Annotated in this window: 20 protein-coding genes and 1 riboswitch (1 of these 21 cut by a window edge); of the genes, 11 read left to right on the plus strand and 9 right to left on the minus strand. The window is 69.6% G+C overall.

Translation table 11 applies throughout. The features are described from left to right. Nucleotides 1-113: the 5' portion of a 2-hydroxychromene-2-carboxylate isomerase gene (locus ABNQ40_RS27915; protein ID WP_109052014.1), read on the minus strand. The gene continues 502 nt to the left of window position 1, outside the view; only the first 113 of its 615 coding nucleotides appear in the window; its start codon is at nucleotides 111-113; its stop codon lies beyond the left edge, outside the window. 112 nt (nucleotides 114-225) lie between these two features. Then, a complete protein-coding gene (locus ABNQ40_RS27920; protein WP_042696260.1) occupies nucleotides 226-939 on the minus strand; it encodes a response regulator in 714 nt (237 codons plus the stop codon). A gap of 251 nt (nucleotides 940-1190) precedes the next feature. Between ABNQ40_RS27920 and ABNQ40_RS27925 the strand changes: the two genes are divergently transcribed. Then, entirely contained in the window at nucleotides 1191-1376 is a 186-nt protein-coding gene (locus ABNQ40_RS27925) for a hypothetical protein (RefSeq protein WP_109052013.1), read from the plus strand. A 423-nt stretch (nucleotides 1377-1799) separates the two neighbouring features. Next, entirely contained in the window at nucleotides 1800-3968 is a 2169-nt protein-coding gene (locus tag ABNQ40_RS27930) for a hypothetical protein (protein ID WP_109052011.1), read from the plus strand. 44 nt (nucleotides 3969-4012) lie between these two features. Here the strand turns inward: ABNQ40_RS27930 and ABNQ40_RS27935 are convergent, their stop codons facing one another. The 5 genes from ABNQ40_RS27935 to thiO all read right to left on the minus strand — a co-directional run bounded on the left by ABNQ40_RS27935 (nucleotide 4013) and on the right by thiO (nucleotide 7451). Further along, nucleotides 4013-4477 (minus strand): hypothetical protein, encoded by a 465-nt coding sequence (locus ABNQ40_RS27935; protein ID WP_247880082.1) that lies wholly within the window; start codon nucleotides 4475-4477, stop codon nucleotides 4013-4015. Between the two features lie 29 nt (nucleotides 4478-4506). After that, on the minus strand, nucleotides 4507-4950 hold the full coding sequence (locus ABNQ40_RS27940; RefSeq protein ID WP_098740586.1) for a PaaI family thioesterase: 444 nt from the start codon (nucleotides 4948-4950) through the stop codon (nucleotides 4507-4509). 162 nt (nucleotides 4951-5112) lie between these two features. Next, complete coding sequence (locus ABNQ40_RS27945; protein WP_109491194.1) at nucleotides 5113-5913, minus strand: thiazole synthase; 801 nt, start codon at nucleotides 5911-5913, stop codon at nucleotides 5113-5115. Between the two features lie 123 nt (nucleotides 5914-6036). Then, the gene (gene thiS, locus ABNQ40_RS27950) at nucleotides 6037-6258 is read right to left on the minus strand and encodes a sulfur carrier protein ThiS (RefSeq protein WP_109052009.1); all 222 of its coding nucleotides are present in this window, start codon (nucleotides 6256-6258) and stop codon (nucleotides 6037-6039) included. Continuing rightward, on the minus strand, nucleotides 6255-7451 hold the full coding sequence (gene thiO / locus ABNQ40_RS27955; RefSeq protein WP_199235431.1) for a glycine oxidase ThiO: 1197 nt from the start codon (nucleotides 7449-7451) through the stop codon (nucleotides 6255-6257). Before thiO ends, thiS begins: the two co-directional genes overlap by 4 nt. Beyond that, a riboswitch (TPP riboswitch) is annotated at nucleotides 7443-7542 on the minus strand. It overlaps the preceding gene by 9 nt. Nucleotides 7543-7810: 268 nt before the next feature. Here thiO and ABNQ40_RS27960 point away from each other — a divergent pair. Continuing rightward, nucleotides 7811-9862 (plus strand): methyl-accepting chemotaxis protein, encoded by a 2052-nt coding sequence (locus ABNQ40_RS27960; protein WP_391348030.1) that lies wholly within the window; start codon nucleotides 7811-7813, stop codon nucleotides 9860-9862. A 20-nt stretch (nucleotides 9863-9882) separates the two neighbouring features. Here ABNQ40_RS27960 and ABNQ40_RS27965 read toward each other — a convergent pair whose 3' ends face one another. Continuing rightward, nucleotides 9883-11400 (minus strand): DNA polymerase Y family protein, encoded by a 1518-nt coding sequence (locus ABNQ40_RS27965; RefSeq protein WP_109048042.1) that lies wholly within the window; start codon nucleotides 11398-11400, stop codon nucleotides 9883-9885. Nucleotides 11401-11748: 348 nt separating this feature from the next. On the opposite strand from ABNQ40_RS27965, the gene ABNQ40_RS27970 reads away from it, so the two are divergent. The 6 genes from ABNQ40_RS27970 to ABNQ40_RS27995 all read left to right on the plus strand — a co-directional run bounded on the left by ABNQ40_RS27970 (nucleotide 11749) and on the right by ABNQ40_RS27995 (nucleotide 17416). Continuing rightward, nucleotides 11749-12324, plus strand: coding sequence for a hypothetical protein (locus ABNQ40_RS27970; RefSeq protein WP_391348033.1), 576 nt, complete (start codon nucleotides 11749-11751; stop codon nucleotides 12322-12324). A 119-nt stretch (nucleotides 12325-12443) separates the two neighbouring features. Further along, a complete protein-coding gene (locus ABNQ40_RS27975) occupies nucleotides 12444-12938 on the plus strand; it encodes a HupE/UreJ family protein (RefSeq protein ID WP_377810063.1) in 495 nt (164 codons plus the stop codon). A 239-nt stretch (nucleotides 12939-13177) separates the two neighbouring features. Continuing rightward, nucleotides 13178-14311: a TAXI family TRAP transporter solute-binding subunit gene (locus tag ABNQ40_RS27980; protein WP_109048045.1), complete on the plus strand. Its 1134-nt coding sequence runs from the start codon at nucleotides 13178-13180 to the stop codon at nucleotides 14309-14311. Between the two features lie 128 nt (nucleotides 14312-14439). After that, a complete protein-coding gene (locus ABNQ40_RS27985; RefSeq protein ID WP_109490726.1) occupies nucleotides 14440-14901 on the plus strand; it encodes a GNAT family N-acetyltransferase in 462 nt (153 codons plus the stop codon). A gap of 114 nt (nucleotides 14902-15015) precedes the next feature. Next, complete coding sequence (locus tag ABNQ40_RS27990) at nucleotides 15016-15684, plus strand: glutathione S-transferase family protein (protein WP_109048046.1); 669 nt, start codon at nucleotides 15016-15018, stop codon at nucleotides 15682-15684. A gap of 94 nt (nucleotides 15685-15778) precedes the next feature. Continuing rightward, nucleotides 15779-17416, plus strand: coding sequence for a hypothetical protein (locus ABNQ40_RS27995; protein ID WP_391348037.1), 1638 nt, complete (start codon nucleotides 15779-15781; stop codon nucleotides 17414-17416). A 25-nt stretch (nucleotides 17417-17441) separates the two neighbouring features. On the opposite strand, the gene ABNQ40_RS28000 is transcribed toward ABNQ40_RS27995, so the two are convergent. Further along, on the minus strand, nucleotides 17442-18149 hold the full coding sequence (locus tag ABNQ40_RS28000) for a TetR/AcrR family transcriptional regulator C-terminal domain-containing protein (protein WP_109048048.1): 708 nt from the start codon (nucleotides 18147-18149) through the stop codon (nucleotides 17442-17444). 113 nt (nucleotides 18150-18262) lie between these two features. Between ABNQ40_RS28000 and ABNQ40_RS28005 the strand changes: the two genes are divergently transcribed. Together ABNQ40_RS28005 and htpG are read left to right on the plus strand one after the other, a co-directional pair. Further along, a complete protein-coding gene (locus tag ABNQ40_RS28005) occupies nucleotides 18263-18907 on the plus strand; it encodes an MSMEG_1061 family FMN-dependent PPOX-type flavoprotein (protein WP_391348040.1) in 645 nt (214 codons plus the stop codon). A gap of 204 nt (nucleotides 18908-19111) precedes the next feature. Next, the gene (gene htpG / locus ABNQ40_RS28010) at nucleotides 19112-20992 is read left to right on the plus strand and encodes a molecular chaperone HtpG (RefSeq protein WP_109048050.1); all 1881 of its coding nucleotides are present in this window, start codon (nucleotides 19112-19114) and stop codon (nucleotides 20990-20992) included. Nucleotides 20993-21113 lie beyond the last annotated feature (121 nt).

Below are 21113 nucleotides of genomic sequence, written 5' to 3' on the forward strand. Positions count from 1 at the left end.
GGGTGCCAGATGACGGTGCGGCCATGCTTCGCCGCCAGCTCGTCGATGCGCAGGCTGGCGAAGTAACCGTAGGGCGAGCCGAAGTCGAAATAGAAATCGATGGGATCAGACACGCGCGTTTCCTCTCCGAAGATTTTCAGAAAAGGCTAACGCGGGCGTGGGAAGGCGTCCAGGGGGCGTCCGGGGCAGCTAGGGGGAGGAGGCCGGACGGGCACCGTGTACCTGTCAGACGGTACGGACCTTGGCGTCGAAGACGTAGCCGGCGCCGCGCTCGGTCTTGATGATGCGGGGTTCCTTCGGGTTCGCCTCGATCTTGCGGCGCAAGCGCAGGATCAGCACGTCGATGGAGCGGTCGAACACCTCCGCCCCGTCGACCCGCGTGAGGTCGAGCAGTTGGTCGCGGGTCAGCACCCGCTGCGGCCGCTTGACGAAGGCGGCGAGCAGGCCGAACTCCGCCTTGGTCAGCTCCACCTCGCGCCCCTCCTGGCCGCGCAGGCGCTGGGCGGTGAGGTCGAGTTCCCAATTGGCGAACTGCACGACGGCGCGCAGCTCTTCGGGGCTGCGGGCCGGGCGGGCGTCGTTGGAGACGCGGCGCAGCACCGCCTTGATGCGGGCCAGCAGTTCGCGCGGGTTGAAGGGCTTGGTCAGGTAATCGTCGGCGCCCAGCTCCAGCCCGACGATGCGGTCGACATCCTGATCCTTGGAAGACAGGATGATGACGGGGATCTGCGATTCGGTGCGGATCTGGCGGACAAGCCCCAGACCGTCACCGTCGGGCAGACGCAGGTCGCAGACCACGAGATCGACAGGTTCGCCATCCAGGGCCTGCCGGGCCGATGCGGTATCCTGCGCCGTCGTGACCCGGTACCCCTCTCCCGCCAGATATGAGGCCAAAAGCTCCCGAATCGGCTCGTCGTCGTCGACCGCGAGAATATGCATGCCTGTTACCTCCCCAAACCTTCTTATCTCACGCGCGAGCGCCACGCAATGCGTTACAACCCCGTAACAGCCGCGGCTCTTTCGCCCACCGCGTGAGTTGGTTGAAACCCCCTGCCGATCCGGCGACACAAAAGTACCCTTGCGCAGACATTAACCGGAAACACGCTGCGGTTTAAATCCAGACCATCGAACAGGGGACGGTTGCCCGCCACGGAGCGCCGGACCAATGCCGTGATGGGGAATGCGCCGCCATGTCGAACATCGATCATTGTCTGGAGCGTCTGGCCCTGCTCGACCGCGCCGACCGTCTGCTGAACGAGGTGCGGGTCTATGGGCAGCATGGCCCGATCCGCGAAACGCTGGCGCAGCACCGGCTGCTGCTGGGCGAGGCGCGGCGCCACCTCGACTCGGCGCGCTCGGTCGGGCGGCCGGGCTGACGGCCCGACCGAAAGACTGGACCCCGAAAGACTGGGACAAGACCACGATCATGTCCGGCTGCACCGCCCCGGCACTGCCGATGCCGCACCAGCGCCCCGCATCGCACGCCACGGCCCACTCCCCGGCCCACTCCAGGACCGCGAGGCGCCTGCCGGCCGACGGCAACCGCCGTCCGGTGGCGGAACGTTGCAGCCACCATCAGGACTGCAATCCTGGTTGCGCGCCGAACGTGGCACAGGTCACGGCCCATAACGGCGCACCGCTGTGGCGCACGATGATGGAACGCTGGCTGACGGCGGCGCCCTGACGCACGGGCCCCACCCTGCCGGCCTTATCCGACCCCTCCGGCAACGCTCTCCCTAATCCCGCCCGAATTCGCGCTTATGCCGACGGTCGGGAGCAACAGAACCGGAGAGACAATCATGACCCGTGCCATCCTTCTCGCCTCCACCGCCCTGCTGATGGCGACCCCGGCCGCCTGGGCCGCGGCGGACGGACCAACCGGCGGGCAGCTGGCGCTGACTCGGGTTCTGCTGTCCACCGGCGGCGTCGGCTATTTCGAATATGAGGCGACGGTCAGCGGCGATGCCGACCTGTCGCTGGAGGTGCGGCGCGATCAGGTCGACGACGTGCTGAAAAGCATCGTCGTCTATGACGACAAGGGCGGCGTCGGCACCATCGGTTTGGCCGGCGCCGAACCGCTGGACACCGCCTTCCGCGAACTGCCCTTCTCGGCGGGCGACCTCACCTCCCCCGCTGCTCTGCTGAACGCGATGCGCGGGGCGGAGGTAACGTCCGGCGGCTCCCGCCAGCTGACCGGCCGGCTGATGTCGGTGACGGAGGAGACGGTGCGGCTGCCGGGCGGCGACGGCGCCACCGCCACGCGCCACCGGGTGACGCTGATGACCGCCGACGGACTGCGCCAGCTGGTGCTGGAGGAGGCGGATGCGCTGCGCTTCACCGATCCGGCAGTGCAGGCCCAGATCGACCGGGCGCTGTCGGCGGTGGCGGAGAATGCCCGGCGCGAGCGGCGGCAACTGACCGTGCACAGCCGGGCGCCGCAAGGGACGCCGCAGGATGGCCAAGCCGCCGGCGAGCGGCGGGTCCGGGTCGGCTATGTCGCGGAGATGCCGCTGTGGAAGGCGACCTACCGGCTCAGCATGACGCAGGGCGGGCAGCCGCAAACCGGGGCGGCGAAGGAGGGCAACGGCGCCCTGCAGGGCTGGGCGGTGCTGGAGAATCTCAGCGGCGAGGACTGGAAAGGTGTCGATCTGACGGTGGTGTCGGGCAATCCGGTTACCCTGCGCCAAGCGCTCTACACCCCCTACTTCGTCGAACGGCCCGAGGTGCCGGTTGAGGTGCTGGGCCGGGTGCTGCCCACCGCGGACGAGGGCACGGTGACGCTGAACGATGCCCATCCGGCGATGCGGGCGCAGTCCGAAGCCTCGCGTGCCGGGGTGCCGCCCGCCGCGGCGATGGCCGCTCCGCCGCCCCCCGCCCCGGCCATGGCACCGGCACCGATGGGCGAGCCGCTGGCGAAGGTGGCGCCCTACGGCAGCGCCGCCGGGACGCCGGCGATGGCCGCGGTGCGCGGTGCCGAGGCCGGTGCCGCGGAAGGCGCGCAGGTGCTGTTCCATTACCCGCAGCCGGTCAGCGTGCCGAACGGCGGGACGCTGATGATGCCGATCGCCGTCCGCAGCCTGCCGGTCGAGCGGGTGGCGCTCTACCAGCCGGGCACCGACGCCCGTCACCCGCTGGCGTCGCTGCGGCTGCGCAACGACGGCGACACCGCCCTGCCGCCGGGGCTGCTGACCTTCTATGACCGGACCGGCGGCACCGGGGCGGAGACCAGCGCCTATGTCGGCGACGCGCGCATGGCGACCCTGCCGGCGGGCGACAGCCGTCTGCTGTCCTTCGCCGTCGACCAGGCGGTGACAATCGACCGCGAGGAGAAGCCGAGCCGCCGGCTGTCCCGCGCCGCCCTTGCCGATGGCGTGCTGACCCTGTCGGTCACCGACCGGCAGAGCACCACCTACACGGTGGCGGGCGCCCCGGACACCGACCGCAGCGTGGTGATCGAGCATCCGCGCCGCCCCGGCTGGGACCTCGCCGAGCCGGCGGACGACAAGACGGAGGCGACGGCCGGCGCCTACCGCCTGCCGCTGGCGGTGCCGGCCGGCAAGACGGTGACGCTGACCGCGACGTTGGAACGGCCGCGGCAGGAGCGGATCGTGCTGACCGACCTGAGCGCCGACCAGATCGCCGCCCGCGCCGCCGCCCCCGAACTGCCGCCGGAGGTGCGTCAGGCGCTGACCACGCTCGCCGGCCTGCGGTCCGCCGTCGCCGAGAAGGAGCGCCGCATCGCCGAACTGGAGCGCGAGCGGACCGAGCGCATCGCCGACCAGGACCGGCTGCGCGAGAACCTGAAGGCCCTGCCGGCCGGCAGCGACCTGCACAAGCGCACGCTGACGAAGATGGCGGAGGCGGAAAACCGCCTGGATGCCCTGGCCCGCGACCTGACCACCGCCCGCACCGAGTTGGAAGCGGCACGACAGACCTTGCGGGAGCGGGTGAAGGCTTTGGCGATCTGAGAAGTCGAGGGGGCGGGGGCCGCCCCCCTTTCAGGCTTCCGTCCCTACAGCGTCGTCGCGCTGCAATAGGCCCAATCCTCGCCCTGCAGGCCGAAGAAGGCGGCGACCGGCTTGCCACTGGACCGGTCGACGACGACGCGGAAGCGGGTGCCGGTGCAGGTGCCCTGGGTCTGCTTGGCGACCGGGACCTTGACGTGCTTGGACTTCAGGCAGGCTTCCGACATCTTCGGCGGGTTGGCCGGGCCGTCCACCTTCTTGCCGTTCAGCACCATGTAATAGCTGGTGGCCTGCCCGCCCTTGACGTCGGCCTTCACCTCGATCTTGCCGAAGCGCGACTTGTAGAGGCCGGCATCCTGTTCGCCGTCCGGCGCGCCGCTGGGCAGCGAGCGGAAGGAAATGGCGGCGCAGGAGGGCGGGTCCTTGGCCTCGGCCGGGGCGGCGGCCAGCACGGCGATACCGCCGGCCAGCAGCAGGGCGGCGGGCACGGACAACAGACGGGCAGACAGCATGGAAAAGCCCTTTCGAACCGGTTGAAACGTCATTTCGGCATCACGCAGAAGGTGGTCTGCTGCATCAGGGCGCAGTCCTTCTCGACACCGCCGTCCAGCATCGACACCTCGACCTGGGTGATGACCAGGGTGCGGCCCGGCTTCACCACGCGGGCGCGGGCGATCATGACGTCGCCCTTGGCCGGCGACATCAGGTTGATCTTGAACTCCACCGCCAGCACTTCCGCCCCGGCCGGCATCAAGCTCAGCGCCGCATAGCCGCCGGCATTGTCGGCCAGCGTGCTGACCATGCCGGCATGGAAGAAGCCGTGCTGCTGCGTCAGGTCGGCACGGAAGGGCAAGCGCATCTCGCAGAAGCCCGGCTCCATCGCCGCCAGTTCGATGCCGAGCGTCTTGCAGATCGGCTGCTGTTCGAAGGACGCGAAGCAGCGCGCCTTCCAATCGGGAGTGCGGGGTTCGAAGGTGGCGGGCAAGGGAAGGGTCTCCGGCAGATGGACGCCATGGGAGGCGGTGCGCCAAGGGAGGCGGTGCGCCACAGCCTGCGTCAGCCGCCCCGCCGGATCAAGCGGCCGAACGGAGTGCGCGTCACCTTGCCCACCCCGGCCGCCCTCCGGTTGCTCCGCAATTGGCCGGTATCAGCCGCCGATCAGGCCCATCTGCGGGCTGGACGGTTCGGCATGGGCGCGCATCGGCATGCGGCCGGCCAGATGGGCGGCGCGGCCGGCATTGACCGCATCGCGCATCGCCGCCGCCATCCGCACCGGGTCGCGCGCCTTCGACACCGCCGTGTTCAGCAGAACGGCGGCGCAGCCGAGCTCCATCGCCAGCGCCGCGTCGGAGGCGGTGCCGATGCCGGCATCCAGCACCACCGGCACCGGGCTGCGGGCGCAGATCGTCTCGATGGCGTGCGGGTTGCGGATGCCCATGCCCGACCCGATGAAGGCCCCCAGCGGCATCACTGCCGCGGCCCCCAGGTCGGCCAGCTTGCGGCAGGTCACCGGATCGTCGTTGCAATAGGGCAGCACGACGAAGCCGTCATTCACCAATTCCTCCGTCGCGCGCAGCAGTTCCTCCACATCGGGATAGAGCAGTTCGCGGTCGCCGATGACCTCCAGCTTGATCCAGGTGGTGTCCAGCGCCTCGCGCGACAGCTGGGCGGTCAGCACGGCCTCCTTGGCGGTCATGCAGCCGGCGGTGTTGGGCAGCAGCCCGACCGGCCCGGCCGCCCGCCCGGCGGTGGCGCGGGCCAGCACGTCGACGAGGCTTTCCGAATAGCCGTCCAGGCTGATGCGGCGGATCGCCAGCGTGACCAGCTCGCTGCCGCTGGCCGCCAGCGCGTCGAGCATCACCTGCTGGTTCGGATAGCCGGCGGTGCCGAGGAACAGCCGCGAGCCGAGGCTGCGCCCGGCGATGGTGAGGGTGTCGGTTTGGGACATGTCGGTTGGGGACATGGGGGAAGCCTTTTGCAAAGGCCCTCTCCCGCTTCGCACCACCGGAATTCCGCTTCCTATGTTGCGGGATGTGCGCATCCGGTGGCGATGGAGAGGGAAATGTGACGGTCAGCCGCCCTGGATGGGGCGGACGATTTCCAGGCTGTCGCCGGGCTGGAGCGGAGTCTCCGGCCAGCGGCGGCGGGGGACCACAGCGCCGTTCAAAGCGACCGCGACGCCGAGCGTTCCGGCGGCGATGCCGCGCCCGGCCAGGAACTCGGCGACGGAGGCGGCGGACAGCGGCTCTTCGCGGCCGTTGACGCGGATGGCTTCACGTGAAACGGCGCTCATGCGGCGGCTCCCGCAGCGACGAAGCGGTCGGCGGCGAAGGGGCGCAGCAGCGGGTCGGTCTCGCCGGTCAGCACCAGACGGGCGATGCCGTCGGCGGTCACCGGGGTCAGCAGGATGCCGTTGCGGTGGTGGCCGGTGGCGTGGATCAGGCCGGGAATGCCGCTCTCACCCAGGATCGGCGCATCGTCGCGGCTGCCGGGACGGAAACCCGCCCAGGCTTCCTCGATGGGCAGCTCGGCGATGCCCGGCAGCGCCCGCCACGCCCCGTCCAGCAGGGCGAACTGGCCGCCGGCGGTCAGGCGGTCGTCGAAGCCGCGCTCCTCCGTCGTGGCGCCGATCAGCAGCCGGCCGTCCAGCCGCGGGATCAGATAGGTGCCGGGCGTCCACACCACATGGCGCAGCAGCGGCAGACGGGGGTCCATGCGCAGGCAGACCATCTGGCCCTTCACCGGACGTACCGGCGGCCGGGCGGCGGGTGGCAGCCCAGGCACCCCGGCCGACCACGCCCCGGCGGCCAGCACCACCCGGTCGGCCCGGTGCAGCGTCTCGGCAACCCGCACCCCCACGGCGCGCCCGCCCTCCACCGCCAGCGCCACCTCGCCGCACCGCTCATGCAGATGGGCGCCGGCAGCCTCGGCGGCGCGGCGCAAGGCGGCTGCGACCTTGCGGTTGTCGACCTGATGGTCGCCGGCACAGAACAGGGCGCCGGCGACACCCGGTTGCAGGAAGGGTTCGCGTCGCCGCACCTCGGCCCCGCTCAGCCACTCCACCGGCAATCCCAGATCGCGCTGGAAACCGTGCAGGAAGCGGACCTTCGCGGCATCGTCGGCGGTCAGCGCGATGACCATCGTGCCTTCGCTGCGCAGATCGACGGCCATGCCGCCCGCCGCTTCGAGATCGCGGGCGAAGTCCGGCCACAGGGCCTGCGACGCGCGGGTCAGCGGCAGCAGCCCCTCCTCGCCCGGCTCGGTTTCGACACAGGCGGCCAGCATGCCTCCGGCGGCATGGGTGGCGCCGCGCCCGGCCTCCCCCCGCTCGAAGACATCGACGCGGCAGCCGGCCGACGCCAGCCTCCAGGCGATGGCGAGGCCGATGCAGCCGGCGCCGACGATGGCAACGGAAGGACGGGCGGCGGACGGGCGGAGTCCCGGCGCGGAAACGGAATATGGATGCGGTTCTGGCGCATGGATCATGCGGCGGCTCCCTTCGCTGGAATTACCCAGACAGGTTCGATGGGTGTGTTCTCAGCCGCGCGACCACCGCACGGCACCCCAGGCCTATGGATTGCCTTATGCCAATGTTCCGCTGGCCCCACAAGCGGAATCGACCGCCGCCCGGCCCGCCACTCCAGCCCGCCGCATCTGCCTACAGCCCAACCTGACGATGGATGCGGCGACAGGCCGCAGCCGGATACGGAGTCCCCCCGACAGGAAACGCTACCAATCGGCAGCTAAATTGTCGGCAAAATGAGCCATACCCGGGCATTCACAGCAGAAAACGGGCACCGCCGGTGCGCGGAATGAACAACAAAGACGACCGAGGATTCGCCAGCATGCTGTCTTTCTTCCGCTCGGACTCCCCGACCTCCCCCATCCCCGGCACCCCGGTCGGCAGGTCCGAACCGGCAGCGCACGCCGACGGACCGGCGGAACAGCCGATCCGCAGCCTGTGCCTGCCGGCGGGGCAGATCGGCGCCGCGGCGCTGGACGGGCTGAGTTTCGCCGACGGGGCACCGGCGCTGGTCGTCGGCTTCGTGTCGCCGCATGTCGATTTCGCCGCCACCGCGCGGGCGGTCCGCTCCGCCCTGCCGGCGGCGACCCAGCTGGTGCTGGTCTCCACCGCGGGCGAGCTGTGCGCGGCCGAGGGCCAGCCGCTCTACCGCAAGGCCGGCGACCGCTGGGACAGCGTGGTGCTGCAATCCTTCAGCCCGCGCCTGTTCGCCGGGGTCAGCGTCCAGACGGTCCCGCTGCATTGCGACGATCTGCGCGGCGGCCGCCCGACCCGCGACGTGGCGGCACGGGTGGAGGCGATCCGCGGCGAGCTCGACCGCATCCGCGTCCCCTTCCCGGTCGACAGCCACGACACGGTGGCGCTGACCTTCATCGACGGGCTATCGGCCAGCGAAAGCTGGTTCATGGAGGCGGTCTACCGTTCCGGCCATTTCCCCTGCCTGTTCATCGGCGGCTCGGCCGGCGGCAAGCTCGACTTCCGCAACACCCATCTGTTCGACGGCCAGCGCGTGCTGGAGAACGTGGCGGTGACGATCTTCCTGAAGATGGCGCCCGGCATCCGCTACGGCATCTTCAAGTCGCAGAATTTCCGGCCGACCCAGACCCGCTTCGCCGTGGTCGACGCCGACCCGATGCGCCGCATCGTGCGCAGCGTGATCGACTGCGACGGCTTCGAAGTCGTCGGCTTCATCGACGCGCTCGCCAAATCCCTGCGCTGCAAGCCGCAGGAACTGCCGGGCAAGCTGGCGAAGAACACCTTCGCCATCGAAATGGAGGGAGAGCTGTTCGTCCGCTCCATCTCCGGCTTCGATTTCGAGAAGGGGGAGGTCGCCTTCTACTGCGACGTCAATCCCGGCGACTCGCTGTGCCTGGTGGAGGCGACCGATTTCGTCCGCCAGACGGAGGACGACCTCTCGGCCTATCTGCGCAACAAGCCGCGGCCGGTCGGCGCCATCCTGAACGACTGCATCCTGCGCCGGCTGAACAACCCCGACCAGCTCTCGCGTGTTCATGCCTTCGACGGGCTGGCCGCCGCCGGCTTCTCCACCTTCGGCGAGCTGCTGGGCATCAACATCAACCAGACCCTGTCGGCGCTGATGTTCTTCGAGGTGCCGCCCGGCACCGCCTTCTCCGACGACATGGTCGACCGTTTCCCGGTGCATTACGCCCGGTTCCAGAGCTATTTCATCGCCACCCGCTACAACCGGCTTGAGCTGCTGAGCCGCATCCGCAACAGCGTGATCGAGCGGATGCACAGCTATCTCGACGCGCTGGTGACGCTGACCGGCGGCGTGCAGGAGACCGCCAGCTATGCCGCGCGCATCGGCGGCTCGATGTCGGCGATCGAGGCGACGCTGAACCGCCACGCCACCCTGTTCGACGGCCACGCCGACCGCAAGGAGGCTCTGGTCCGCGAGTTCAACCAGCTGTCCACCGTGGTCAAGAGCATCGAGAAGGTGCTGGCGGTGATCGACGGCATCGCCAGCCAGACCAACCTGCTGGCGCTGAACGCCACCATCGAGGCCGCCCGCGCCGGCGAGGCCGGAAAGGGCTTCGCCGTGGTGGCGGCGGAGGTGCGCAAGCTGGCCAACGACACCAAGCAGACTCTGGCCGACACCCGCCGCGCCATCGACCAGGTGGTGACCTCCGTCCGCTCCGTCGGCGGCCAGCTGGACGACACCAGCGCCCGCATGGACGAGGCCGCCACCGCCTCGCAGGAGTTGCAGACCGACATCCATGCGGTGATCGACGAGGTGGAGGGCGCCCAGAAGTCCATCGAAGGCCGCCTGTCCGACATGAACGACCACGCCCGCCGCATGGAGGACATCAACCGCTACATCGCCTTCCTGAAGCAGCTCGACCGGGCAGGGTAAGCGGGCGGCTGCCCGACACCTCACGCCAAAAACCCGTGCAGGAACCAGCGCGGGGTCTCGTCAGGGCGGTACAGGCCGGCGCGGAACAGCCAGAACCGCCGGCCGCCGTCATCCTCCACACGGTAGTAGTCGCGCACCGCCAGCCCCAGCGACCCCTGCCCACGCCACCATTCGCATTCGATCCGCTCCGGCCCTTCGGCCCGGCGCACACGGTGGGGCACGCCGCGCCAGACGAACAGCAGCGGCGGGTCGTCGGGCAGCGGGGCGGTGGCCTCCACCGGCTCGGGCGGGGTCAGCAGGCGCAGGGGGCGCGGCTGCCCGGCGGGCCAGGGCTTCGGCGCCGGCAGGCGCTCCATCGGCGGATGCGGCGCCACGCAGCGCTCCGGCAGCCAGCTTTCCCGCGGCACCAGCCGCAGCACCGCCCGCTCCCCCAGCCGCAACGTCAGCCGGTCGACCAGTTCGGCCAGTTGGTCGTCATTCCCCTGGTCCCCGGCCTCCCCTCCGTCGATTGCGGTCTGGACGGCGGACAGCGGTCCCGTCTCGGTCGCCGACAGCACCAGGGTTTCCAGCCCCGGCCCCGACCCAAGTTCGATCCGCTCCAGCAGCGGGGCGAACAGCCGGGCGAGCGCCGCCGGGTCGCGCGCCGGGCGGCTGGTGCCGAGCGTCAGGCTCTGCGGTTCGTCGTCCACCCGCTGGTCGGTGCGGTGGGCATCCAGCCGCAGCCGGCGCGCCCCCTGCCCTGCCGCCTCCAGCCCCTTGCACAGCCTCCCTAGCAGATGGCGCAGCGCCCTGGCGATCGATTCGGGCGTGGCGATCGGTTCGGCGAAGGTCAGGCGCTCGCGATGGTCCGGCACCGGCCAGCGCGGGGAGATCGGCTCGTCCAGCCGGCCGAAGGCCTGATCGTACCGTTGCATCAACCCGGCCCCGAACCGCGCCGCCAACCCCGCCCGCGGCATGGCATGCAAATCGCCGATCCGGCGCAGGCCCAGCGCATGCAGCCCCTCCACCGTCTCCGCCGGCAACCGCAGGGCAGCGAGCGGCAGGCCGTCCAACACCTCGTGACGACGCTGCTCCGGACTGCCGAACCGCACCAGCCCCCAGGCGGCGGCCGGGGTGTCGGCGATGGCGGCGCGGGCGGCGAAGCCGGCGGCGCGCAGCCGGCCGGTCAGGTCGGCGGCCAGCGCCGGCTCGCCCCCAAAGAGATGGGCGCAGCCGGTGAGGTCGATCACCACCCCGTCCGGTTCGTCCGCCGCGGTCCAGGGGCTGTAGCGCCGCGCCCAGTCGGCAATGCGGCCGAGCAGGACCGAATCGGCCTCCGGCGTCGCCTCCGCCGCCTCCAGCATCGGTTCCAGCGCACGGGCATCGCTGAGGGTGTGGCCGGGAGCGATCCCCAGCATTGCCGCCGCCCGGTTGACCGCGACCACCATCCGCCGCTGGCGCTCCGTCCGCAGCAGGACGAAGGGACGTGCGCGCAACTCCGGCGGCATGAGCCGCTCCCGCGCGTCGGTCGGCAGGCGCGGCAGCCACAGGGCGAGCATGCGGCGGCTCCCTTTTCTCCCGTTCCAAAATCCCCTCTCCCCCCCGCCGTAAGCTTGGCTTACGGCGCCGACAGGCGAAGCTGTGCTTCGCCGAAAGGCGGGGAGAGGGTTAGGGTGAGGGGGACGCGCTGCGGGACCTTCGGGGCAGGCACGCGGTGCATCCCCCTCACCCCGACCCTCTCCCCGGGGGGGAGAGGGGGACAAGGGCATGTGGTGAGGGGGATGCGTCATAGAAAACCCTACAGAAAAGAACAAACAAAGAACATTCTAGCGCTGGCTCGGCCGCAAGGGGAGTCCCTCCTTTGGGGTCATCTTGCCGAAACGTTCGGTAGTGCCGACATTCCGTACATGACCCCACATCCCCCGCCCTTCGCCCGCCATCCGGTCGTCAGCCGTCTGGCTCCGCTCCTTCTCCTGTTGGCGGCCGGCGCCTGCGCGCCGTCGGACCTGCGCGACGACACGCCCGGCCGCGCCCAGGCCTTTCCGCCCGTCTACAACCAGACGGTCGTTCCCGGCGGGGGCGAGCGACGAACCTGGAGCCAGATCCAGGCGGAGCAGTCACGGACCGACTCCAGACCCGCCGCCGCGGCCCAGTCCCGGCAGACCGAGTCACGGCAGACCGACGACCGGCAAATCCGCCGCGACCCGGACAGCACCGACCAGCCGCCGCCCAAACGCCGCCGCGGCAGTTCGTCGCCGCCGCCCGACCCGGCCGCCCTGCCCCAGCCGCCGCGCCCGATCCCGGTGCCGCCCCCGCCCTCGTCCCAGAGCGCCACAGACGCCTTCAAGCGCGACCTGATCCGGCCGGAGGTCGACCGCATGCGCACCGACGACGCCATGGGCCGGCTCGACCCGCTGGGCCAGCGCGACCTGATGCGGCGCGAGAACGACCTGCGCCAATTCGGCGACCCGCTGGCGCGGTAGCGGCAACCCCGCCTCCCCCCTTCGGCGCCGGTGTCAGCGCCGGTCCTGACGACTTGACCCTGCACCCGCTCAGCCGCCATACCGGCAGCTGGAGCTGAACGGACGGGGGATGCGGGCGCATGACGACGGTGACGGGGGCCTTCGGCAACGGGCTGACCACGCCGGTGTGGGTGTTGCAGCATCTGCTGGGCATCCTCGGCATCGGCATGTGGGCCGGACAGTCCGGCGGCACCGCGGTGTGGCAGGTGCCGGCCGCCGCGGTGACCGCCGCGCTGGCCGCGGGCTTCGCCGCCCAGATGGGCGTGCGGCTGCCCTATGCCGGGCCGGGGTTGGCCGCCTCGCTGGTGGTGGTCGGGTCGCTGGTGGCGCTGGGGGTGCGCGCCCCGGCGGTGGTGGCGGTGCTGGTTGCTGCGGTTGCCGCGGTGTTCCACGGCCATGCGCATCAGGGACCGCCGCTCTATTGGGCCGGTTTCGCGTCAGGGTTGATGCTGGTGGCCTGCGGCGGGCTGGGTCTGTCGATTGCGGTGACGCAGGCCGAGTCGGACCGCGCCGTGCGTCTGTGTGGCGGTGCGGTAGCAGTCGCCGGCGTTCTCGACCTCGTCGGCGTGATTTGACCGGATGCGCCTTGAAATGACCGGGTTGCGCGGAAATCTTTGAAGGCACGACCTTCCCCTCCCCGCCCTTCCCGCTCGGGACGCACGGGCCAGACGAACGGAACGATCCGGTGCCCCGCGCAGCCGCAAAAGCCTGCCCACCCCCGCCGGGGCTCCACTCTCCGGGACCTGGGCCGCATTCCGATGCGGCTCCCCTGACTCAACCCGTTCTGACCCGCCGCCATCTGCTGGGCGGGCTGATGGGAGGGGTGGCCCTGGCCCCGCTGCTGGGCGGCGGACTGTTGAGCGGTCCGGCCGCTGCGCAGGACCTCCGTTATTTCCGCATCGGCACCGGCACCACCTCCGGCACCTATTTCCCGATCGGCGGGCTGATCGCCAACGCCATCTCCAACCCGCCGGGCTCCCGCCCCTGCGACAAGGGCGGAAGCTGCGGCATCCCCGGCCTGATCGTGGTGGCGCAGGCCAGCAACGGTTCGGTCGACAATGTCGAGATGCTGCGCGCCGGCACGGTGGAGGCCGGGTTCGCCCAGGCCGACGTCGCCTATTGGGCCTACAGCGGCACCGGCAGCTTCACTGGCAAGCGCCCGTTCACCGAGCTGCGCTCGCTCGGCATGCTCTATGCGGAGGCGATCCAGATCGTCGTCCGCTCCGACGGCTTCATCGACCGCATGGCCGACCTGAAGGGCCGCAGCATCTCGCTCGGCGAGGAAGGCTCCGGCACGCTGGTCGAGGCGCGGCTGATCCTGGACGCCTACGGCCTGTCGGAAAGCACGATCACCCCGCTCTACCTCAAGCCCGGCACCGCGGCCGACCGGCTGGCGAAGGGCGAGCTGGACGGCTTCTTCATGGTCGGCGGCTATCCGGTGGCGGCGGTCAGCGACGTGGCGGCGCGGGTTCCCATCCGCTTGGTGCCGCTGGACGGCGAACCGGCCGACCGGCTGCTGCGCAGCCAGCGCTTCTACATCGAGCAGGAAATCCCGGCCAACGCCTATCCCGGCAGCGCCACCACCCCGACGCTGAGCCTGGGGGCGGAGCTGCTGACCCGCGCCGATCGAGATCCCGACCTGATCTATGGCGTCGTCCGCGCTCTGTGGCACGAGAACACCCGTCGCGTCCTGGCCGACGGGCATCCGCAGGGCCGCAATTTCGATCCCGCCCGCGCGGTCGCCAACGTCTCGGTTCCCCTGCATCCGGGGGCGGAGCGCTTTTACCGCGAGGCCGGGCTACTCGGCAACGCCGCCAACGAGCCGGCGCGCGCGCCGGACAGCGCGACCGACTCCCCCTCCGCCGCCGGGGACAAGGCGGCGAACGGCAAGCCTCCTGCCGACAAGGGCACCACCGGGAAAAGCGGCGAAGACAAGCCGCAGCGCTGATCGCCTGTTGATCGCCCGCTGGCCGGACAGGACGAAAGGACCGTTTCCGCACGCCCCGCCGGTGGAATAGTCTGACCGGTATCCGGTTGATCCTCGCGATCGGGCGCAACGGACGGAAGGAGACAGGCATGCCGGCCGGCGAAGGGGTGCGCATCGCGATCCGTTCCGCCCGCGACGCCGACGCCACCCGATGTGCCGAGATCTTCCTGCACGGCCGCCGCCAGGCCTTCTCCTGGCAGCCCGCCGACCGGTTCGGGCTGGACGATTACTACGACTGCGTCCGCGAGGATTCGGTGCTGGTGGCCGAGACGGACGGGACGGTAGTCGGCTTCGTCTCGCTCGATCCCAAGGCCGGCATCATCCACAACCTGTTCATCGACCCCGGCTGGCGCAAGCGCGGCATCGGATCGGCCCTGCTGCGCGAGGCGCTGGGCCTGTTGCAGGGCGGTGCCCGGCCGGCCGAGCTGGCCTGTGCCGCCCGCAACGCCGACGCCCGCGCCTTCTACGAACGCAACGGCTGGACTCCGGTCGGCGAAGCGTCGAACCAGCCCGACGCGCTGGTGCTCTACCGCCTGTCGCGGGCGGGGTAGATGGCTGCTCCCCCCGTCCTCCCGCTTGCCCCGCGAAACTTCCTCCAACGAGACGATCTGGCTCGGATGCGCGGGCTGTTTTCGTTTGCGGCGTTGCGGTAAAGTCCCGCCGCCATGCGAACCTTGTACCACCACCCGATCCACGCCCTGTCGCGCACCGCGCGCGTGATGCTCGCCGAGAAGGGCCTGCCCTTCGAACCCGTGGTCGAAAGGCCGTGGGAACGGCGGACCGAATTCCTGAAGCTGAACCCGGCCGCCGAGGTTCCGGTGCTGGTGGAGGAGGACGGGACGGTCGTCGCCGGCGGCCTCGCCGTCATCGAATATCTGGAGGAGGCCTATCCCGACACCCCCCTGCTGCCGCGCGAGATCGCGGCACGGGCCGAGGTTCGGCGGGTCGCCGACTGGTTCCTCCACAAGTTCGAACGCGAGGTGGCGGAAAACCTCGTCGGCGAAAAGCTGATCAAGCGGCTGTCCGGCCAGGGCCACCCCTTCGCACCGGCGATTCGCGCCGGGCTGGCCAACGTCACCTACCACCTCGACTACATCGCCTTCCTGTCGGAGCGCCGGCCCTGGCTGGCCGGGTCGTCCTTCACCCTGGCCGACATCGCCGCCGCGGTGCAGCTGTCCTGCCTCGACTACATCGACAACGTGCCGTGGGACCGCAGCCCGGAGGCCAAGGACTGGTACGCCCGTATCAAGTCGCGCCCCAGCTTCCGCGCGCTGCTGGCCGACAACATCACCGGCTGCCCGCCGCCCAAGCACTATGCCGACCTGGATTTTTAATATCCTGTTGGGATTTCGCCCAAGAGGGGCATGGACCGGCCGAGCGTATCAAGCTTAACGTGCTCCCTAAATCGTAGTTGGGAGTAGGTGCTCGATGCGTCTCCGCCGTTCTTTGCCCGTTCCGGCCCTGCCGGTCCGTTCCCTCAGGCCCGCCCTGATCGCCGGCGGCATGCTGGCTCTGGTGGCCGGCTGGTCGCCTGCCCAGGCCGCCCCGGCCGTCGACGACGCCGGTGCCAAGGCGCTCGCCGCGTCGCTGAAGAAGGATCTGCCGCGCTGGTTCCCGCCGCCCGCCGAGGATGGCGAGGGCATCGGATTCGAATGGGAGGGCGAACCGACGGTCAAGCCGGCCGGCGACCATTACGACGTCGCCCTGCCGCGCCTGTCAGCCGAGGATGCGGAAGGCACCCTGTTCGACATCGGCACCATCCTGCTGGCGGTGACGCCGAAGGACGACAGCCAGTACGGCGTGTCGATCACGCTGCCCAGCGCCATGAAGGTGCAGAACCTCGACGACAACGACGAATATGTCGATGCCGCCACCATCACCATCGGCAAGCAGTCCTTCACCAGCACCTGGTCGGGTGCGCTGGAAACCCTGCTGACGGTCGACGGCGCCTTCAACGATCTGGCGGTCACCGCCGCCGGCGGCAAGGGCAAGGTGTCCATCGCCACCATGACCATGGTGCAGGATCTGAAGCCGGAGACCGGGACCGGCGGCGCCACCCTGTGGAGCGGCCCGGCCGCCTTCGCCTTCGGCGGTCTGTCGGTGCAGGACGACAAGAACAAGGAGCTGATGAAGATCGGCGGCGTCACCACCGAGGCGACCTACAGCCGCGTCGACCTGACCAAGGTCAGCGCGCTGCAGAAGCTGTCCGAACAGACCGCCGCCAAGGGCGTGGCGCCGACCAGCTCCGAACTGCTGCCCAAGCTCCAGGGTATGTTCGGCGGCATCAGCGGCGCGATGCGCCTGTCCAACCTGTCCTTCGTCAATCCGGAGGACGGCACCGCGGTGGCTCTCGGCCATCTCGCCTTCCGCAGCGGCCTGACCGATCTCGATCAGGCGATGTCCACCGTCAGCATGGGCATCGAGGCGCGCGACTTCACCATGACGCCGTCGCCGGCTCCGGTCGCCTTCACCCCGCGCGCCTTCGAAATGAAGCTGTCGGTCGCCAAGCTGCCGAACAGCGCCCTGTGGAAGGCCTTCACCGAGCTGGCCAAGTCAGCCGAGGCCGAAGAGGCCCCGCCGGCGAAGAAGGGCGCCAAGGCCAAGGCGGCCGCGCCCGCGTCGCCCTCGGCGGACGTGGTCATGCAGCAGGCGATGGCCGCGATGGGCGAAGCCGGGACCGAGCTGCGCATCGACGCGCTGAACCTCGACACCCCGGCGACGGCCGCCACCGCCACCGGCGCGGTCAAGGTCGCGACCCAGGCCGCCTTCGGCGTCACCGGCGGCGCCACCGTCTTGCTGCGCGGCATCGACGCCGCGGTAAAGGCGATGCAGCCGGCCCCCGGCGCCAAGCCCGATAAGGAGACCCAGGATCTGCTCGCCGGTCTGGCGATGGTGCAGGCCCTGGGGCAGGCCGGCAAGGACGACACCGGCGCCGACACCCGCACCTACAAGATCGACATCACGGAGGCCGGACAGCTCCTGCTGAACGGCGCCGACATGACCGCCCTGCTGGCCGGCGGCAGCGAACCCGCCCCGGCCCCGGCGGAAAAGCCGAAGAAGAAGTAAGCCCGGCAGACGGCACGCCGAAGCTTCAGACCAGCAAAGCCCCCGATTCCGGCAAACCGGAATCGGGGGCTTTTTTTGAATTGGAGCCGGAAACAGGGACGGCAGCCCTCAACCCGTCGATCAGACGGTCCAGACCGAACCGGAAGCGGGCGTCGTCATCATTGTCGGCGATGAGCAGCCTCACCGTGGCGGCGGCGTGGGGATAGCGTGCCTCCTGCTCCGCCGTCAGCTGCTGCGCCACCCGTTTCAGGTCGATCCCCTCGCCGTTTCCACCGGGAGACGGCAGGGTCGCCTGTTCCTCGATGGTGAAGCCGATCACGAAATACAGCACCGTGAACAGCATATGGGCGGCCGTGCGCTCGTCGGCGCCGGCGGCACGCAGGGTCGCAATGGTGCGGTCGCTGATGCGCAGAACATTGTCCATGACCGGGAAGGTTCCGGCATAGACACGCGCCCCGTCGCGCCTGGACTTCAAGGCACGGCGGAACTCCGTCGCCATCTCCCGCAGCCACTCGTCCCAGGGCAGGCCGGATTCGGCAGGAAGCTTCATCTCCGCCAGCAGGGCGTCGGCCATCGCGTCGAGAAGCGCCTGCTTGCCGGCGAAATGCCAATAGAGCGACGGCGCCTGGATCCGCAGCGCCCCGGCGAGGCGCCGCATCGTCAGCCCCTCGATCCCCACCTCATCCAGCAGCGTCATCGCGGCGTCGATGATGTCCTGTCGCTGCACACGCATGGCTCTTGAGTCCGCTTCTTCCTGCCGGGATTGACAAACTAACGCCGTTAGGTCAAATCTAACAACGTTAGTTTACCCGTCGCCGCGTACCGCGGCCCAGCAGAGGAACGCCCATGGATCCTCATCGCATCCACACGGTCGAGGCGCTGCGGCAGCTCTACGACATGCCGTCCGAGCGCATCGTGAAGATGAGTTTTCCCTTCCTGGACGATCACTGCCTGCGCTTCGTCGCCGAATCGCCGCTGGTCTTCGTCGCCACCATGGCGGAAAGCGGGATGGATTGTTCGCCGCGCGGCGGGCGTCCGGGCTTTGTCCATGCCGAGGACCGCCACACGCTGGCTCTGCCCGACTGGCCCGGCAACAACAAGCTTTCGTCGATCACCAACATCCTCACCTCCGACGGCGGCTGCGGACTGGTGTTCCTGGTGCCGGAGGTGGATATCTTCCTGCGGGTCAACGGCATCGCCACCGTCACCACGGCCCCGTCCCTGCTCGAACGGCTGAGGGAGGAGGGACGCACCCCGAAGGCCGCCATCCGCCTGTCAGTGCGGGAAGCCTTCCTCCATTGCGGCAAGGCGCTGCGCCGGTCCCATCTGTGGCAACCGGACGCCTGGTCGGTGCCGCACGACATGCCGTCTCCCGGCCAGATGGTGAAGGACCAGGCGGGACTGGCGGATCTGACGGTCGAGCAGATCGACGCCATGTACCGGAAAGGGCTGGCGGAACAGCTCTACAGCGAATCCCCGCACATGGAATGAAGGCCGTCACGCCGGACGCGGCGAACGGAGGCAGAAGGCGGGAGGAAGGAAACGGGACCTCCGGTTCAGGTCCCTCCACCGCGACACCCCGCCGCACACCTCCCGCGGTTGCACGGCACAAGCCTCTTGAACGGCCGGGATGCTTTCACATATCTCCGCCGTCTTGACGCCAACACCCGTGCAAAAACCAACGAAGGTGCCCCCATGACCGAGGAACGGCTCAGTTTTCAAGCCGAGGTCAGCCGTCTGCTCGACATCGTCGCCCACTCGCTCTACAGCGAGAAGGAAGTGTTCCTGCGCGAACTGGTCTCCAACGCGTCGGACGCCTGCGACCGCCTGCGCTACGCGGCGCTGACCCAGCCGGAACTCTCGGCCGACGATCCGAACCTCAAGGTCCGCCTGCTGGTCGACAAGGACGCGCGGACCCTGACCGTCGCCGACAACGGCATCGGCATGAACCGCGACGATCTGGTCGAGAATCTCGGCACCATCGCCCGCTCCGGCACCGCCGCCTTCATGAAGTCGCTGGACGGTGCGGAGAAGGGCGACGGCAAGAAGGACGTCAACCTGATCGGCCAGTTCGGCGTCGGCTTCTATTCCGCCTTCATGGCCGCCGACAAGGTGACGGTCCTGACCCGCAAGGCCGGCGAGCCCACCGGCTGGCGCTGGGAGTCCGACGGCAAGGGCGAGTTCACCGTTGCCGAGGCCGACGGCCTGCCGCGCGGCACGCAGATCGTCCTGCATCTGCGCGCGGGCGACGACGAGTATCTCGACGAGGCCCGTCTCGGCGGCATCGTCCGCAAATATTCCGACCACATCGCCATCCCGATCCTGTTCGGCGAGGGTGACGAGGCCAAGGCGCTGAACAGCGCGTCGGCCCTGTGGACCCGGTCGAAGTCGGAGATCTCCGCCGACCAGTACAAGGAATTCTACCACCATGTCGGCCACGCCTTCGACGATCCGTGGCTGACCCTGCACTGGCGGGCCGAAGGGGCGCTGGAATACACCAACCTGCTCTATGTGCCCTCGACCAAGCCCTTCGACCTGTTCGACCCCAAGCGCGCCCATCGGGTGAAGCTGTACGTCAAGCGCGTCTTCATCACCGACGCGGCCGAAGGGCTGATCCCGCCCTACCTGCGCTTCCTGCGCGGCGTGGTCGACAGCGAGGATCTGCCGCTGAACATCAGCCGCGAGATGCTGCAGCACAACCCGATGCTGGCCAAGATCAAGGCCGGCATCACGCGGCGCGTCCTGTCGGAGCTGTCGAAGAAGGCCAAGGACGGCGAGAACGCGGCCGAGTACGACAGCTTCTGGGAAAACTTCGGCGCGGTGCTGAAGGAAGGCCTCTACGAGGACTACGAGCACCGGGACGAGCTGCTGAAGCTGCTGCGCTTCCGCACCACCGCCGGCGACGAGCTGGTGTCGCTGGAGCAGTATGTCGCCCGCATGAAGGAGGGCCAGGACGCCATCTTCACCATCAGCGGCGACGACATCGACACCCTGCTGCGCAGCCCGCAGCTGGAAGGCTTCAAGGCCAAGGGCGTCGAGGTTCTGCTGCTGACCGACCCGGTGGACGAGTTCTGGATGCCGTCGGTCGGCGTCTATGACGGCAAGCCCTTCAAGTCGGTGACCCGCGGCGGCGCCGATCTCGGCAAGATCAAGGGCGAAGAGGCCGAGAAGCCGGAGGAGAAGACGCCGGAGGGTGAGCTGACCGACCTGCTGGCCCTGCTGAAGCTGACCCTGTCCGATGCGGTGAAGGATGTCCGCAAGTCCGAACGCCTGACCGACAGCGCCGTCTGTCTGGTGGCCGACGACAACGACATGGACATGCATCTGGAGCGCCTGCTGAAGCAGCACAAGCAGCTGAACGGCGAGGTCGGCAAGCGCATCCTGGAGATCAACCCGTCGCACGCCCTGATCAAGCGGCTGGCCGACCGGGCCAAGGGCAGCGGCGCCACCGACGCGCTGGAGGATGCGGCCTGGCTCCTGCTCGACCAGGCCCGCATCGTCGAGGGCGAACCCCTGCCCGACCCCGCCGCCTTCGCCCGCCGTCTGGCGAGCGCGATGGAGAAGGGGCTGGCGTAAGGATCGCCAGCGCCGGGAAAGTCTGAAGGAAAGCCCCGTTCTCTCCGGAGAAGGGGGCTTTTCCGTTCCAGCGTCTGTCTGATGCTTATTGAAGCACCAGACAGACGCTAGGCTTTTGGTT

The sequence above is a fragment of the Azospirillum sp. A23 genome (genome assembly GCF_042938965.1).
GTDB lineage: Bacteria > Pseudomonadota > Alphaproteobacteria > Azospirillales > Azospirillaceae > Azospirillum > Azospirillum melinis.